General features: G+C 59.6%; 12 protein-coding genes. 2 read left to right on the top strand and 10 right to left on the bottom strand.

Going from position 1 to position 15,756, the window contains the following annotated elements; all coding sequences use genetic code 11:
• Positions 1-48 precede the first annotated feature (48 nt).
• From G4C92_RS00755 to G4C92_RS00770, 4 genes are all read right to left on the bottom strand, one after another.
• A complete protein-coding gene (locus G4C92_RS00755) occupies positions 49-1,491 on the bottom strand; it encodes an aminotransferase class I/II-fold pyridoxal phosphate-dependent enzyme (RefSeq protein WP_274940731.1) in 1,443 nt (480 codons plus the stop codon).
• Entirely contained in the window at positions 1,475-2,884 is a 1,410-nt protein-coding gene (gene scfB, locus G4C92_RS00760; protein WP_274940732.1) for a thioether cross-link-forming SCIFF peptide maturase, read from the bottom strand. The genes G4C92_RS00755 and scfB overlap by 17 nt, the downstream gene beginning before the upstream one ends.
• Before the next feature lie 82 nt (positions 2,885-2,966).
• Positions 2,967-3,113 carry a six-cysteine ranthipeptide SCIFF gene (gene scfA, locus G4C92_RS00765; RefSeq protein WP_274940733.1) on the bottom strand — a complete coding sequence of 49 codons (147 nt, stop codon included), beginning with the start codon at positions 3,111-3,113 and terminating at the stop codon, positions 2,967-2,969.
• 121 nt (positions 3,114-3,234) lie between these two features.
• The gene (locus G4C92_RS00770) at positions 3,235-5,325 is read right to left on the bottom strand and encodes an elongation factor G (protein ID WP_274940734.1); all 2,091 of its coding nucleotides are present in this window, start codon (positions 5,323-5,325) and stop codon (positions 3,235-3,237) included.
• Positions 5,326-5,543: 218 nt separating this feature from the next.
• Here G4C92_RS00770 and G4C92_RS00775 point away from each other — a divergent pair, with 218 nt between their 5' ends.
• Complete coding sequence (locus tag G4C92_RS00775) at positions 5,544-6,635, top strand: prephenate dehydrogenase (RefSeq protein ID WP_274940735.1); 1,092 nt, start codon at positions 5,544-5,546, stop codon at positions 6,633-6,635.
• 1 nt (position 6,636) lies between these two features.
• Positions 6,637-7,965 carry a 3-phosphoshikimate 1-carboxyvinyltransferase gene (aroA, locus tag G4C92_RS00780; protein ID WP_274940736.1) on the top strand — a complete coding sequence of 443 codons (1,329 nt, stop codon included), beginning with the start codon at positions 6,637-6,639 and terminating at the stop codon, positions 7,963-7,965.
• 150 nt (positions 7,966-8,115) lie between these two features.
• Here aroA and queA read toward each other — a convergent pair whose 3' ends face one another.
• From queA to G4C92_RS00810, 6 genes are all read right to left on the bottom strand, one after another.
• Positions 8,116-9,159 carry a tRNA preQ1(34) S-adenosylmethionine ribosyltransferase-isomerase QueA gene (gene queA, locus G4C92_RS00785; protein ID WP_274940737.1) on the bottom strand — a complete coding sequence of 348 codons (1,044 nt, stop codon included), beginning with the start codon at positions 9,157-9,159 and terminating at the stop codon, positions 8,116-8,118.
• A gap of 21 nt (positions 9,160-9,180) precedes the next feature.
• Positions 9,181-9,813 (bottom strand): histidine phosphatase family protein, encoded by a 633-nt coding sequence (locus tag G4C92_RS00790; protein ID WP_274940738.1) that lies wholly within the window; start codon positions 9,811-9,813, stop codon positions 9,181-9,183.
• A gap of 98 nt (positions 9,814-9,911) precedes the next feature.
• Complete coding sequence (gene pheT / locus G4C92_RS00795; RefSeq protein WP_274940739.1) at positions 9,912-12,332, bottom strand: phenylalanine--tRNA ligase subunit beta; 2,421 nt, start codon at positions 12,330-12,332, stop codon at positions 9,912-9,914.
• Positions 12,333-12,431: 99 nt separating this feature from the next.
• On the bottom strand, positions 12,432-13,463 hold the full coding sequence (pheS, locus tag G4C92_RS00800; RefSeq protein ID WP_274940740.1) for a phenylalanine--tRNA ligase subunit alpha: 1,032 nt from the start codon (positions 13,461-13,463) through the stop codon (positions 12,432-12,434).
• Positions 13,456-14,496, bottom strand: a complete 1,041-nt coding sequence (locus G4C92_RS00805) for a YihY/virulence factor BrkB family protein (protein WP_274940741.1) — start codon at positions 14,494-14,496, stop codon at positions 13,456-13,458. Before G4C92_RS00805 ends, pheS begins: the two co-directional genes overlap by 8 nt.
• Before the next feature lie 78 nt (positions 14,497-14,574).
• Positions 14,575-15,624: an aldose epimerase family protein gene (locus G4C92_RS00810; RefSeq protein ID WP_274940742.1), complete on the bottom strand. Its 1,050-nt coding sequence runs from the start codon at positions 15,622-15,624 to the stop codon at positions 14,575-14,577.
• Between the last annotated feature and the right edge of the window lie 132 nt (positions 15,625-15,756).

Consider the following 15,756-nt stretch of genomic DNA (forward strand, 5'->3'; position numbering starts at 1 on the left):
CTCTCTTCTATGTGTCATGCCTGTCTTCGGTCCGGTCCCGCCGGCATGTCAGCGCCGCAGAACGGATATGACAGCCAGATCAGGTCCCGATCTGGAGAAGCGGAACCCGCCGCAGCGGAGAGGCCCGGACAGCGCCCGAATCTGACCTTCCGTCACGCGCTCGCCGGGCAGGAGCATCGGGATGCCAGGCGGATAGCCGATCACCGACTCCGCCGCCACCCGGCCTTCCGCCTCGCGGACGGGAATCGTCTCCGCCGGAAGTCGCAGCGCTTCGCTGATCGAAAGAGTTGGTTCCGATCCGTCTCCGGAATACGGAATTGTCTCCTGCCCGTCTTCCCTCTCCCCGCTCCGCCGATCCGTGTACTCCCGGTCCAGCGTCCGGAGCGCGTCCGCGAAACGGTCGAGAGCGTCCCCGCTGTCTCCCGGTCCGGTCATCGCCAGCGCATTCGCTCCCTCCGCCATCTCCAGTTCAAACCGGAAGCGGCTGCGCAGCGTTTCCATAAGCGCCTTCCCTGAAACCCGGCTGTCAAGGCTGTGGAGCAGCAGCTTGCTCTCATCGAAATCAAAGCAGGCGCCCGAACGGAGCGCGTCATCTCTGGTAAACAGATGCAGAGACGTAAGGTCCGCCGTCCCTTCACGAAACCGGCGAAGCCGCTCCCTCCAGGCGCCGAACAGTCTGTCTCCATCCTTCACGATCCGCTCCGTACAGCCGTCGAGGGACAGCATCAGAAGATAGGACGGGGAAGATGTTTCGAAGAGATCCAGGCCGCGCTGGACCGCATCCGGATCGACGAGGCTGCCGTTCAGATGAAGATACGCGGCCTGCGTAAGCCCGATCAGCGTCTTGTGAGCGCTCTGCACCGTCAGATCCGCTCCGCACCGGACCGCGCCGTCCGGAAATCCGCTGTCCCTCACCAGTCCGAGATGCGCGCCGTGCGCCTCATCCACACAAAGCGGCACGCCGCGGCGGTGGCAGACGGAGGCAAGACCGGCTATGTCACTCAGAACGCCCTCATAGGTAGGGCTCGTGACCACGACGCCGCGTGCCGCCGGCCAGCGCACAAGCAGCTTCTCCACATCCTCCGGCCGGACACTGCCCCAGATCCCGGCGGACGGCTCGTATGACGGCCATACCCAGTGCGCCCGGATACGATTGATCTCCAGCGCGTGGAACACGGACTGATGACAGTTCCGCGCGACGATCAGCTCTCCTCCGCCGGGCGCCATCGCGGTCACTGCCGCCAGATTGCCGCCCGTACTGCCGTTTACCAGGTAAAAGGTCCGGTCCGCTCCCGTAAGATCCGCCGTTCTCCGCATCGCATCCGCGAGAATCGACTGCGGCCGGTGCAGATCGTCGCTTCCCTCGATCTCGGTGAAGTCATATTCGACCGGCGCGCCCGGGAACGGCGGAAGCCGCCGCTTGTGGCCGGGCATATGCATCGGATAGCGCCCGGTCCCGTTCAGTTCCGCCAGGTCATCGTAGAGGCTCATCCGCCGCCTCTGTCTGCCCGCCGGCCATCTCCGCTTCCGCCACCTTCATCATCAGCGCGCACTCCATCCGCTTCCGGAAGAGGCGGCAGCCGTACTCGTAAACCCCGTGAAGATCGCCCGTGCTGTGCAGCGCATTGGCCGCGCACCCGCCGGCGCAGTACAGCCGTGCCCAGCAGGTCCGACACTCAGGGCGTGAATAGACATTGCAGTCCCGGAACGCATCGCGGATGTCTTCCCGGTCGATGCCGTCCCAGACGCTTCCGAGCCGGTACTCCGGGTCATTCACGAACTGGTGGCATGGATAGAGGTCTCCCCACGCGGTAACCGCCATATATTCGGTCCCGGATCCGCAGCCGGAGACTCGTTTGTAAATGCACGGGCCGTGCGTCAGGTCGATCATGTAGTGGTAGAACGTGATCGGCCGCCCGTCTTTCTCCCGGCGGAGCATATCCTTCGCGAGCCACTCATACTGCTCGTACAGCGTCGGAAGGTCCTCTTCCGTCAGCCGGCTCGGGCTGTCCGGTCCGGTCACAACCGGCTCCATCGAGAGCTGGGTGAATCCGAGGTCATCCGCCATATGGACGATATCGCGGGTGAAATCCGTGTTGAAGTGGGTGAAGGTTCCGCGCATATAATAATTCCGGTCGCCGCGCGCAGCCACAAAGCGCTGGAAATTCGGGACAATCCGGTCGTAGGATCCCCGGCCGGCCCGGTCGACCCGGAAACGGTCGTTCACTTCCTTCCGTCCGTCCAGCGAAAGCACGACGTTATAGCACTCCCGGTTCGCCCACTCCGTCACCTCATCGTTCAGTCCGACTCCGTTCGTGGTCAGCGTAAACCGGAAATTCTTGTTGTGCTCCTTCTCGACGGACCGGGCGTACGCCACCGTCTTTTTGCAGACGTCGAAATTCACCAGCGGCTCGCCCCCGAAGAAGTCCACCTCCAGATTACGGCGGCTTCCGGAATGCTCAATCAGAAAGTCGATGGACCGCCTGGCCGTCTCGAAGGACATAAGGCCCTGATTTCCGTGAAATGTTCCCTGCGACGCGAAGCAGTAGGAGCAGTTCAGGTTGCAGGTATGTGCGACGAGAAGACAGAGCGCCTTGACCACCGTATCCTGACGGCGGAGGTAGCCGGCCGCCTTCTCATAACGGTCCGGCGAAAACAGCTTTCCCGCGGCTCGCAGTTCTTCGATGTCGCTGAAGGTATCCCTGATATCCTCCTCCGATGCCTCCGGGTGCATGCGGCGCAGCTCTTCGACCGCCTCCGTCTGATCCTTTCCCGTGTCGATGAGATGGATCGCGTCATAGGCAAGCCGGTCCGTGACATGCACGCTGGCGCTGTTGACGTCGAGGACGATGTTGTATCCGTTCATCTGATACTGGTGAATCATGCATTTCTCCTCAAAAAAGGGTGCCGGAACGCGTTTTCCCCGTTCCGGCACATCTAAACTTGCTTTGCAAATCATCCGACGCTTACGCGTTCTTGTTTTCGCACTGCTGATTCGCGATGCCGCAGGATGTCTTGCATGCGGACTGGCAGGAGGTCTGGCACTCGCCGCAGCCGCCCTTCTCTGCAGACTTCTTCATGTCACGGGTTTCCAATGTCACAATATGCTTCATGTTCTGTCTCTCCTTTTACCGGGGTCAGCCCCGAACTTCTCTTATCATAGGCATCCCGGGCGGCTTTGTCAACCACCTGCTCCGGGTGCCGGCACCGGAACCGCCGTCCGTCCGCCGTTTCTTATTCCTCACCGTTCTTCAGCTTGTCCGCCCGCGCCTCGATCTGCTTCTTCTGAACATCCGCCGGAGCCTGCTCGTAGCGGGCGAACTCGAATGAGAAGTCGCCTGAACCGCCCGTCATCGACCTGAGCACCGTCCCGTACCCGTACATCTCGGTCTGCGGCACGTCAGCGTCGATCACAGTATTGCCCTTGTGATCCGGATTCATGCCGAGCACGCGGCCGCGCCGCTTGTTGAGATCGCCCATCACATCGCCGGTGAACGCGTCCTTCACCGTCACATGGAGCGTCACGATCGGCTCCAGCAGCACCGGATCCGCCTTCAGGAAGCCGTCCTTGAAGGCCATATGCGTCGCCGTCTTGAACGCCTGCTCGGAGGAGTCCACCGGATGATAGGACCCGTCGTAGAGCGTCGCCTTTACGCCCACCACCGGATATCCGGCCAGAGGACCTGCCTGCACGCACTCCGCGAGCCCCTTCTCCACAGCCGGATAGTAGTTCTTCGGAACCGCGCCGCCGACGACCTCGATCGCGAACTCATACGGCTTCGTGGTATCGCCGCTCGGCTCGAAGCGCATCTTCACGTCGCCGTACTGGCCGTGGCCGCCCGTCTGCTTCTTATACTTTCCTTCGACATCCGACTTCTTCCGGATCGTCTCGCGGAACGCGACCTTCGGCTCGGAGAGCTCGATCTCCACTTTGTAGCGGTCCTTAAGACGGCTCCTGATGACATCGATCTGCTGGTCGCCGATGGCGTAGAGAAGGCTCTGATGATTCGCGGAGTCCTCAACCCGGCGGAACGTCAGATCCTCGATGGCCAGCTTCGCGAGAGCCTGGGCGATCTTGTCCTCATCCCCCTTGTTGACGGCCTTATATCTCTGATAGGTGTACGGTGTCGAGAGAATTGCCTTTGGATAGACAACCGGAGCGGACTTGACCGACAGCGTGTCGCCGGTAGCGACGTCGCCCAGCTTCGCCAGCGCGCCGAGATCGCCCGCGAAAAGCTCGGGTACCTCCACCGGCTTGTTGCCGCGCATGACATACAGCTTGCCGAGCCGTTCCTCATTGCCCTTCTCGACGTTGAACAGCGTGTCATCGCTCTTGAGCACGCCGGAACAGACCTTGATCAGGCTGTATTTTCCGATGAACGGATCGGAAATGGTCTTCCAGACGTAAGCGGATTTGCTCTTCTGGAAATCGTAGTTTGCCTCGAAGACATCGTTGGTCTTGGAATTGATGCCGTGGCACGGACGCTGCGCCGGATTCGGGAAGTATTCGCAGATATCGTCCAGCAGGTTCGACACGCCCTTGAGATCAACCGGAGAACCCATGCAGACCGGGACGATCGCGCAGTCCGCGATATTCGCCGCCAGCGCGGCGGATACCTCCGCTGTGGTGAACTCCTCGCCGTTGAAGTAGCGCTCCATATAATCGTCCGATGTCTCCGCCACGGATTCCATCAGCGCATCATGATAGTGCTCCAGATAATCCGTCAGGTAATCCGGAACAGGGCACTCTTCCTTCTTCCCCTTCTCCACATAGCGGCGGCCCTTCTGCTTCACGATGTTGACATAGCCGACAAAGCGGCCGTTCTCACGGATCGGCATATGCAGCGGCGCGATTTTCTTGCCGAAAAGCTCCTGCATCTTCTCCACCACCTCGCGGTAGCTGACGTCGTCGTTGTCCATTCCGGTCACGAAGACCATTCTGGGCAGCTTCCGTTCCTCGCAGAACTGCCACGCCTTCTCCGTGCCGACCTGCACGCCGTCCTTGCCGGACACCACGATGACCGCCGCGTCCGCGACGCCCACCGCTTCCTCCGCCTCGCCGACGAAATCGAAGAAACCTGGCGTGTCGAGGATGTTGATCTTGTTCTTTTCCCATTCCACCGGAACCACGGATGTCGAAATGGAGAATCTGCGCCTGATTTCCTCTTTATCGAAATCGCTGATCGTATTGCCGTCAGTCACCGTTCCGATTCTGCTTGTCATGCCGGAGAGGTAGGCCATCGCTTCTGTGAGCGTTGTCTTTCCGGCTCCGCCGTGACCAAGTAAAACCACGTTCCTGATCCTGTCAGTTCTGTAAACGTCCATAAAAACCTCCCGTAACAAGTAGTCCCGTCACCGTGTGCAGGATTGACGAAAACGTTTTCCCTCTCAGGTAACAGTCTGTTCACATTATACGAAGAAGGCTGACAATGATCAAGTGCTTTGTGCGGTTTCACTAAACTTATCCGAACGCTCCCGCCGCTATTAAAATATGTTAAAATACTCTGCACAGAGCAAAAATTTCGGGAATAAGGGGTTTCATTATGGATATCGGATTTATCGGACTCGGTCTCATCGGCGGCTCCATCGCCAAAACCATCCGCCGCGTCCACCCGGACGCGAGGATCATCGCCTACAACCGGACCGCATCGGTTCTGAACGACGCCGTCCGGGACGGAACCGTTGACGAGGCATGCTGGGAGATCTCAGGTGCATTTTCCAGCTGCGACTACGTCTTTCTCTGCACGCCGGTGGTCACCATGCTCCGCCAGCTGAAGGCGCTGAAGCCGTACCTCCGCTTCGGGGCGATCGTCACGGACGTCGGCTCCACAAAGCAGGGTATTCATCAGGCTGTGCATGAGCTCGGCATGGACGGCTGCTTCATCGGCGGCCACCCGATGGCCGGCTCGGAGAAGACCGGCTATGAAAATGCAACCGACCGGATGATCGAGAACGCATGGTACATTTTGACTCCATCTGACGACGTGCCGCTGAAGAAGGTCAGCGAGTTTTCCGCCTTCATCTCCTCCCTCGGCGCTCTTCCCCTGATCATGAAGGCCTCCGAACACGACTATGTCACGGCGGCGACCAGTCATCTTCCCCACATCGTCTCCGCCGCTCTGGTCAACACTGTCCGCGAGCTGGACGGACCGGAGGAATACATGCGCACCATCGCGGCCGGAGGCTTCAAGGACATCACGCGAATCTCCTCCTCCTCGCCGCAGATGTGGCAGGAGATCTGTCTTGCCAACGAGGATGACCTCTGCATCGTGCTGGACCGCTTCATCCGGAAGCTGACGGATTTCCGCTTCGCGATCCGGAACGGAAACGGGGAGAAGCTGCTGGAATACTTCACGGAATGCAAGACCTACCGCGACAGCTTCTCGGATGACGTCCGCGCCGGAATCCGGAAGGAGAACAGGATCTATCTGGATATCGCGGACCGTCCGGGTGCGCTCGCGGAGGTCGCCTCCGTCCTTGCCAAGAACGATATCTCCATCGAGAACATCGGCATCGTTCACAACCGGGACTTCGAGCAGGGTGTGCTCCATATCGAGTTCTATGACCCGGAAGCGCGGACAAAGGCCGTGAAGGTACTGAAGGAAAACAGCTACAGCGTATACGAGGATAAATGACATGATCGTGATAGACCCGCCGAAATCTCTGTCCGGCACGCTTCGCGTGCCGGGTGACAAATCCATCTCCCACCGCAGCATCATGCTCGGCGCGATCGCGGAGGGCGACACGGCCGTCCGCGGATTTCTTCACAGCGCCGACTGTCTCGCCACAATGGACTGCTTCCGCCGCATGGGCGTCCGGATCGAGGAAAGAACGGATTCCGGGCCGTCATCGGAGGGCCGTTCCGATGAATCGGTTCTCGTGATCCACGGAAGGGGCCTGCACGGCCTGACCGGTGCGGACGGACTCCTCCTCGACGCGAAGAACAGCGGCACCACCGTCCGTCTGATGAGCGGCATTCTGGCCGGCCAGCCCTTTATGAGCCGGATCACCGGCGACGCGTCTCTCTCATCGCGCCCGATGGGCCGCATCATCCGGCCTCTTGAGCAGATGGGAATCCGCTGCGTATCCGAACACGGCGACGGACGTCTTCCGATCAGCGTGTACGGAGGCCGTCCGAAAGCGATCCGCTACGCCAGTCCGATCGCCTCGGCGCAGGTCAAATCCTGCGTTCTGCTGGCCGGACTGTACGCGGACGATCCGACCTTCTACACCGAGCCCGTCCTGTCCCGGAACCATACCGAGCTGATGCTCGGAGCCTTCGGCGGAAACCTGAAGACACGGATTCAGGCGGACGGCTCCGCGACGACGATTCTTTATCCCGGCACGATCCTCAAAGGGCAGTCCGTCACGGTGCCCGGCGACATCAGTTCCGCGGCCTACTTCCTGGCCGCCGGTCTTCTGGTACGGGACGCCCGCGTCACGCTGACGCATGTCGGCATCAACGAGACGCGCGACGGCATTCTCCGTGTCATTCAGGCGATGGGCGGCGATCTGACCATCCGCAACGTGAGAATCGAAGGACGGGAGCCTGTCGCGGATCTCACCGTTTCTTCCTCAAAGCTGCACGGCACCGTCATCGGCGGCTCTCTGATCCCGACGCTGATCGACGAGCTGCCCGTCATCGCCGTGATGGCGGCTCAGGCGGAAGGCGACACCGTGATCCGCGACGCCGGGGAACTGAGGGTGAAGGAATCGGACCGGCTCGCCGCGATCACGAAGAATCTGCGCAGCATGGGCATCGCCGTTGAGGAGACGCCGGACGGGATGACCATTCACGGCGGACGGCTGAAGGGAGCCCGCATCGATCCTCTCGGCGATCACCGTCTCGCGATGGCCTTCACGGTCGCCGGTCTTGTCTCCTCCACACCGACGGTCATCCTCGACGAGAGCTGCGTCCGGATCTCCTATCCGTCCTTCTTTGAGGATCTCCGGTCGCTGACCTGACATGCCGGAAACGGAAAGGCTTTCCGAAACGGTCTTCTCCTTTCAGGACATATAACGAGCCGGGCCGGACCGCTCGAAAGAGCGGCCGGACCCGGCTTGTTACGGACCGGTTCGCGGCAGTCCGTGCCTGCCGGAATCTATGACTGGAGATCAGATGATCAGCATCGCATCCCCGAAACTGAAAAATCGGTATCTCTCCTCCACCGCGTGGCGGTATGCCGCCAGCACATGCTCGCGGCTTGAGAACGCTGAAACGAGCATCACCAGCGTCGATTCCGGAAGATGGAAATTGGTGATCAGCCCGTCCATGATCTTGAATTGGTAGCCCGGATAGATGAAAATGCTGGTCCAGCTGCTTCCCGCGTGCAGAATCCCGTTCTCGTCGGCCGCGGATTCCAGCGTCCGGCAGGACGTGGTACCTACGCAGACGATCCGGTGGCCGGCTGCGCGTGCCTCGTTGATCTCGCGGGCCGCGTCTTCCGTGACGACATAGAACTCGGAATGCATGTGATGCTTCTCCACGTCGTCGACCTTCACCGGCCGGAAAGTACCCAGTCCTACATGAAGCGTGACATGGACGATTTTCACGCCTTTCTCCCGAATCGATTCGAGCAGCTCCTTCGTGAAGTGAAGTCCCGCCGTCGGCGCCGCCGCCGATCCGTCATGCTCGGCGTAGACCGTGTTGTAGCGGCTCTGGTCCTTCAGCTTGTGATGGATGTAGGGAGGAAGCGGCATCTCTCCGAGTCTGAGCAGTACCTCCTCGAAAATGCCCTCGTAATGAAAGCGAACTTTCCGGTTGCCTTCATCGAGGATGTCCTCGATCTCGGCCGTCAGCGGATAGCGCCCCTCCTCATCCGGGGTCCCGAAGCAGATCTCTGTCCCGACTCTGCATTTCTTTCCCGGCTTGACAAGCGTCTCCCACTCGGTATCGCTCAGTCGGCGGAGCAGCAGAATCTCAACGTGAGCGCCCGTGTCCGCCTTCATCCCCAGAAGCCGGGCCGGAATTACCTTCGTGTCGTTGATGACCAGCACATCTCCCGGATGCAGATAGGAGCCTACATTCCGAAACGTATCGTCGACCGTCTCGCCCGTACGGCGGTTCATATAGAGCAGCCGCGAGGCGGCCCGGTCCGTCAGCGGATCCTGCGCGATCAGTTCCTCGGGCAGATCATAATAAAAGTCAGAAGTCTTCATCCTGCGTATCCTCTCCGGCATTCAGCCGTAAAAATCCTTCACCTCGCTGTGATAGAACTGCACATCCTGCCGCACGTCCTCAATGTGACCCCGGCTGATTCTGACAATGCAGACCGTGCAGTTGCGCGGTACGGACCCGTGCCAGAAGTCCTCCCCGCCCCAGACCGCATGCATCAGCGCCCGGCCGGCGCCTCCGTGAGTCGAGATGAGAATCCGTTTGTTCTCATTGTCCGGGTTTTCCGTGATCTCTTTGAAAAAGGCAGCCGTCCGCCCGAGCAGAGCCTCCATCGATTCGCCATGGGGCGGCCGGTGGTAGTTCCGGATATCAAAGGCCAGCGTTCTGCCAAGCTCCGGATTGTAATCCCGGTCTTTCGGCGAGCAGTCCATTCCCTCGAAATCCCCGAAGTTCATCTCCGCGAGCCGCCAGTCCGGTATGACCGGCGCTTCGCGTCCCTTCATCACCAGCACAGCCGTCTCCATCGCACGAAGCAGAGGACTGGAATAGCAGAAATCAAAGGTCAGCCCGTTCATCCCTTCCCCGGTCTCCAGCGCCAGCCGGCGTCCTGCCTCGTCAAGCGGGATGTCGCTTTGTCCCTGCAGAAGGTGCTTTTCATTCCAGGCGGTCGTTCCGTGCCTCAGAATATACAGTTCCATCTCTTCCTCCTCCGCTTCCGGCGGCCAGTACGGAAACGGACCGCATGCAGCCTGGCTTCCGTAAAAAGCTGCGGCAGTCTTCCCGCCGCAGCCCTCCGTTACTTTCTCAGCTCAATCCCCAGCGACTCAAGCCCCCGGAGTATCTTCTTCATGGCTGTCTGAATCTCCGCGTCTTCAAGCGTCTTGTCCCTGTGACGGAAGGTCAGCGAGTACGCCATCGACTTGAAGCCGGGCAGAATCGGCGCGCCTTCGTAAAGATCGAACAGTTCGCAGCTCTCCAGCACGGAACCGCTCTCCGACCGGATTACGGATTCGATCTCCGCGTTGGTCACCTTCTTCGGGACGATCATGCTGATATCCCGGGAAACCGCCGGATACTTCGCGATCCCCTCATACTTCCAGTCGAAGGAAACCAGCGGAAGAATCGATTTCAGATCGAGAACCGCGATATAGACCCGGTCGCCGATGCCGTAGTTTTTGAGCACCAGCGGATGGACCTCACCGATCTCCCCGATCGCCGTCGTTCCGCTGAGAATCTGCGCCTGACGGCCCGGATGAAAGTAAGGCCGCTTCGGCTCCGATGCGTACGTCCGCTCCCCCCGGATTCCGAGCCGGTCGAAGATCAGCTCGACAGCCCCCTTCATATCGAAGAAGTCACCCTTGCCGTACATGCCCAACGTCAGCTTCATCCGCTCGTCCGGAAGTTCGGTCAGCGGCAGCTGCGCCGGCAGGTAGACATTGCCCGTCTCGTAGAGACGGACATCCTTGTTCCGACGGGCGAAGTTCGTGGCCAGAGAGGTCAGCATGCCGCCAAGTGACGTGGTGCGCATGATCGAAAATTCCGGTCCGAGCGGATTCCGGATTTCGATAGCCTTCCGCTCCGGCGCATCCGCCGGAAGCATCAGACGGTCGAAGACCTTCGGTGACTCGAAGCTGTAGCAGTATCCCTGTGAGAATCCGCAGTCCTCCGCAACGGCACCGGCCAGCGAACGGACTCTCATATCGAACCGGAGACCTCCCGCCGTCGCCGATCCCTTCGGAAGCGTGTTCGGGATCTTCGCGTAGCCGTAGAAACGGGCGACCTCTTCCGCCAGATCACAGGTTCTCTTCAGATCCTGCCGGAAGGTCGGCGCGATCACCGCATTCCGTTCTCTGTCATACACGAGCTCTTCCTTCTCAAAATACCGGATCATCTCCTCCGGAGATACCTCGATGCCGAGCATCCGGTTAATCCGCTCCGGCTCAAACGGAATCTCCACCTGCTCCCGTTTCACCGGATAATAGTCGATGGCTCCGCCGACAACCTCTCCGGCGCCGAAGGCCTCCATCAGCTCGCAGGCCCGGTTCATCGCCTCGAGAGCGGTATTGGGATCAAGCCCCTTGTCGAACTTCTGGGAAGCGTCGGTCTGATGGCCGAGCCGCTTCGACGTGAGACGAATGTTTGTCCCGTCAAAGCAGGCTGCCTCAAAGAGCACAGTGGTACAGTCGTCTCCGATCATGGAGTTTTCTCCGCCCATGATACCGGCGAGACCGATCGCCTTCTCTCCGTCGCAGATCATCAGCATCCGGTCGTCCAGCGTATGCTCCTGACCGTCCAGCGTGACGAACCGCTCGCCATCCTGTGCCCGCCGGACGACGATCCGGTGGCCCGCCACCTTGTCGTAGTCATAGGAATGCATCGGCTGACCGTATTCTTCCATGATGAAATTGGTGATATCCACCACGTTGTTGATCGGGCGGATGCCGTTGGAGGCGAGGCAGCGCTGCATCCACTTCGGCGAAGGACCGATCTTCACGTTCTTCACCACCCTGGCGGTATACCGCGGGCAGAGGGAAGGCTCCTCCACGCTCACACTGACATAGTCCCGGACGTCCTCTCCGTTCCCGGTCTTCTTCGGAACCGGAGGATGGAAAGGCTTCCCGAATGTGGCAGCCGCCTCGCGCGCAATCCCGATCACGCTGTAGCAGTCCACCCGGTTCGATGTGATCTCATATTCGATGACCGCGTCGTGCAGCCCGAGTTCTTCGATGGCGTCCGCTCCTGCCGGCGTGCCTTCGGGGAAGACATAGATTCCTTCCGGATCAGCCTCCGGATAAAACTCATGGGAGCTTCCCAGCTCCTCGATGGAGCAGATCATGCCGTCTGACTCCACTCCGCGGAGCTTTCCCTTTTTGATCCGCACGCCGCCTTCCGCCCTGCCGCCGGCATGGGTCCCGGCGACGCGGCCTCCCGCGAGCACGACAGGCACGAGCTGTCCCGCCGCCACATTCGGCGCGCCGCAGACGATCTGAAGCGGGGATCCGTTCCCCACATCCACAGTGCAGACATGGAGGTGGTCGGAATCCGGATGCTTCTCACAGGTAAGCACACGCCCGACCACGATCTTCTCAAGTTCGCTGTCCAGTTCCTTAAAACCTTCCACCTTGGTGCCGGAAAGGGTCATGGCGTCACAGTATTCCTTCGCCGTCACGTCGAGATCCGGCACATATCTTCTGATCCATGAAAGTGATGTATTCATTTTATCTCCCAGCCTTTCTGATCTGCTGTCCTGACTCCTTCACGGGCTCGTCCCGGTGCGCTGCCTGTCCCGAAAACAGGCGCCCGCCCGCTCAGCGCCTCATGAAAACTGATTCAGGAAGCGGATATCGTTCTCATAGAGCAGACGCATATCGTCGATCTCGTACTTCAGGAGCGCGATCCGCTCAAGGCCCACGCCGAAGGCAAACCCGCCGTACTCTTCCGGATCGAGGCCGCACATCTCAAGCACATGGGGATGGACCATCCCGCAGCCGAGGATCTCGATCCAGCCCTCGCCCTTGCAGAAGCGGCAGCCCTTTCCGCCGCACTTGAAGCACGACACGTCCATCTCGGCGGAAGGTTCCGTGAACGGGAAATGATGCGGGCGGAACTTCGTCTTCGTGTCCGGACCGAACAGCTCTTTCGCGAATACGTCCAGCGTTCCTTTCAGATCCGCGAAGGTGATGTCCTTGTCGATCACAAGTCCCTCGATCTGATGGAAGGAGGGAGAATGCGTGGCGTCGACTTCATCCGCGCGGAACACGCGCCCCGGCGAGATCATCCGGATCGGCAGTTTTCCCTGTTCCATGATTCTTGCCTGTACCGGCGATGTCTGCGTGCGGAGCAGGATGTCGTCCGTGATATAGAAGGTATCCTGCTCATCCTTTGCCGGATGGTTCGCCGGGATATTGAGCTTTGTGAAATTGTACTCGTCGTATTCGATTTCCGGACCTTCGATCACCTCATAGCCCATTCCGACAAAGATTCTCTCGACTTCCTCAAGCGCGATCGTATTCGGATGACGGTGTCCCATCTTCTGCTTCTTCGCGGGAAGCGTCACATCGATGGTCTCGGAGGCAAGGCGTGCGTTCAGCCGCTCCGCCTCGAGACGGGCTTTTGTCTCCTCCAGACGCGCCTCGATATGAGCGCGTGCGTCATTCACCCATTTTCCGACCATCGGACGCTCTTCCTTCGGCACGTCCTTCATTCCTTTCAGGACCTGGGTCAGCGTGCCTTTCTTTCCGAGTACGGCGACACGGATTTCATTGAGACGCTCCATCGCGTCGGCACGGCCGATTTCCTCTGCCGCCTTCTCCTCAATCTCCCGAACCTTGTTCTCTGTCTCACTCATGTCTGTCCTCCCTGTCAGGCTGGCTGACTTGCTGATTCATTTCACTGAAACGGCTGTAGAAATCCGGCTGCTCCTCCGGAGGCCTCGCGGCGCGGGCTGCATGCCCCTCATCATACCATGGAATCACAATATCAGACGGCTGACGCGAGGGCAGTGTCTCACCGTCGCCGTCCCGGATCGGTTTCCAGACGGAATGCTCGTCCAGCTCGTTTTCGATTGCCTGCTGCCTTCTCGCGGACGCGTCCCTCATGACCCCGATGGTGCTCACGATCACGTTTTCCTCCGGATCCTCGTATATCACCCGGTTCAGCTCCGCGCCGAACAGCAGGAAGTAACAGCAGAAATACAGCCAGATCATGGCCAGCACAACGCCGGTCAGACTTCCGTAGATACTGCTGAAATTCTGATTGTGCTCATAGTAGATGGACATCAGATAGGAAAAGAACATCCACACGGTGGACACGATCAGAGCTCCCGGGAACTGGCTGCGGAACGTATAGTGGCAGTTCGGCAGGAACTTGTAGATAAAGAGAAAAACGATGATCAGTCCGAAGTAACCGGCCAGCGAGCGAAAGCGGAACAGGAACCGGTACACCTCATCGAAGCCGGGGGCCGAACGGATCAGCCAGCTCCGGATCCCCGGTCCGAAAATCGAAAGCAGGAGCGCCGCCATCACGAACAGCATGAAGAAGACGACATAGAGCATGGATCGGACACGGAGAAAAAACCATCCTCTCGTTTCCTTCGCCTTACTGATCACATTGAGCCCGTTGCTCAGCGCGTGAAAGACTTTCGCGGCTGACCAGATCAGGATCAGGACCGAGAGCGGAACGATGACATACGAGTTGGACTGAGCCTCATGGATAATCGTCATCACGTACTCCTTGAGGCCGGACGGGACGATTGCGAGAAGAGAGGCGGTCAGGCCGGAAACATCGGCGTGCTCGCTTCTGGCCGCCGCCATGATGATCATGAAGAACGGGACGAAGGAAATCATAAGAAAATAGGCGCACGTTGCTGCATATGCGCCCATGTGATCATCCTGCATCCGTTTTCCGAATGAGTTGAATATCTTCAGAACATCCCTGATCATCGAATCTGCATCCGTCCCTTACTCCACGGTGCTGAACGTGTAGCACGTCGTCGTGCTGTACCTTTCTCCGGCCTCGAGCCGGGGGCTCTCGAAGGCGAGCACATTGACCGCGTTCGGGAAGTGCTGGGTTTCAAGCGCGAAGCCTTCCCGGCGTCCGTAGACGTGTCCGTGCTTGCCTGCCGGACCGGAGATGAAGTTGCCCGCGTAGAACTGCAGGCCCGGCTGGTCCGTCATCACGCTCATCCGGATACCGCTCTTTTCCGACCAGGCTTCGGCCACGGTTCTGAGTCCGGACCCGTTCAGAGCAAAGTTGTGGTCATAGCCGCCGGTATGCTCCAGCTGCTCGCTGACCGTCCCGGCATCCCGGCCGATCGGCTTCGCCCTGCGGAAATCGAATGGTGTGCCGTCGACGCGCTCGACCGTCCCGTATGGAATCGAATACTCGTCGACCGGCGTGTATCCGTCAGCGTCGATCATCAGCATCGTGTCCATGATCGTGCCGCTCCCCTCACCGTCAAGGTTGAAGTAGCTGTGGTTCGTCATATTGACCACCGTGCTTCGGTCGGCGGATCCCTCATAGTGGATCTTCACTTTATTCTGCTCAGTGAGCATGTAGGTGACGGAGACGCGAAACTCGCCCGGGAACCCCTGATCGCCGTCCGGAGAGACCAGAGAGAAGGTCACACAGCCGTTCTTCTCGTCCGTCTTCGCCTTCCACATCCGGAACTCGTAGCCATCCGGCCCGCTGTGCAGATTGTTCCGGTTCTTCTCGTTCTTCGCAAGCTGATATTCCACGCCGTCCAGCGTGAAGCTGCCACCCTCAATCCGGTTCCCGTAGCGTCCGATGGTCGCGCCGAAGTGAGGCGGATTCTGCTCATAATCTCTGACCTTGTCATATCCGAGAGCCACATCCGTCAGCCTGCCGCTCCGATCCGGAACGACAACGTCCACCAGAACCGCGCCGTAATCGATCACCCGGATCGACGCGCCGCCCCGGTTCGTCACGCGATACGCCGTGACACGTTGTCCGTCAGCTGTTGTGCCAAAGTCAGAACTTTCGATTTTCATTTTTCCGCTTTCTTTTCCTTTTCTGTCTTAATAGGGATTCCGTTCCGGCAGCCCGGAACAGCAAAACCCGGAATGCCGTTCCTGTCGGACTGACACCTGTCCAGCGTCAGGTGGGCGACCGCAGACCGTTCT

The organism is Chordicoccus furentiruminis (assembly GCF_019355395.1).
Taxonomy (GTDB): domain Bacteria; phylum Bacillota; class Clostridia; order Lachnospirales; family Lachnospiraceae; genus Chordicoccus; species Chordicoccus furentiruminis.

Coding starts and splice junctions, on each gene's coding strand:
- G4C92_RS00755 (WP_274940731.1), bottom strand. CDS start 1,491: ATGAGCCTCTACGATGACCTGGCGGAACTGAACGGGACCGGGCGCTAT.
- scfB (WP_274940732.1), bottom strand. CDS start 2,884: ATGATTCACCAGTATCAGATGAACGGATACAACATCGTCCTCGACGTC.
- scfA (WP_274940733.1), bottom strand. CDS start 3,113: ATGAAGCATATTGTGACATTGGAAACCCGTGACATGAAGAAGTCTGCA.
- G4C92_RS00770 (WP_274940734.1), bottom strand. CDS start 5,325: ATGGACGTTTACAGAACTGACAGGATCAGGAACGTGGTTTTACTTGGT.
- G4C92_RS00775 (WP_274940735.1), top strand. CDS start 5,544: ATGGATATCGGATTTATCGGACTCGGTCTCATCGGCGGCTCCATCGCC.
- aroA (WP_274940736.1), top strand. CDS start 6,637: ATGATCGTGATAGACCCGCCGAAATCTCTGTCCGGCACGCTTCGCGTG.
- queA (WP_274940737.1), bottom strand. CDS start 9,159: ATGAAGACTTCTGACTTTTATTATGATCTGCCCGAGGAACTGATCGCG.
- G4C92_RS00790 (WP_274940738.1), bottom strand. CDS start 9,813: ATGGAACTGTATATTCTGAGGCACGGAACGACCGCCTGGAATGAAAAG.
- pheT (WP_274940739.1), bottom strand. CDS start 12,332: ATGAATACATCACTTTCATGGATCAGAAGATATGTGCCGGATCTCGAC.
- pheS (WP_274940740.1), bottom strand. CDS start 13,463: ATGAGTGAGACAGAGAACAAGGTTCGGGAGATTGAGGAGAAGGCGGCA.
- G4C92_RS00805 (WP_274940741.1), bottom strand. CDS start 14,496: ATGGGCGCATATGCAGCAACGTGCGCCTATTTTCTTATGATTTCCTTC.
- G4C92_RS00810 (WP_274940742.1), bottom strand. CDS start 15,624: ATGAAAATCGAAAGTTCTGACTTTGGCACAACAGCTGACGGACAACGT.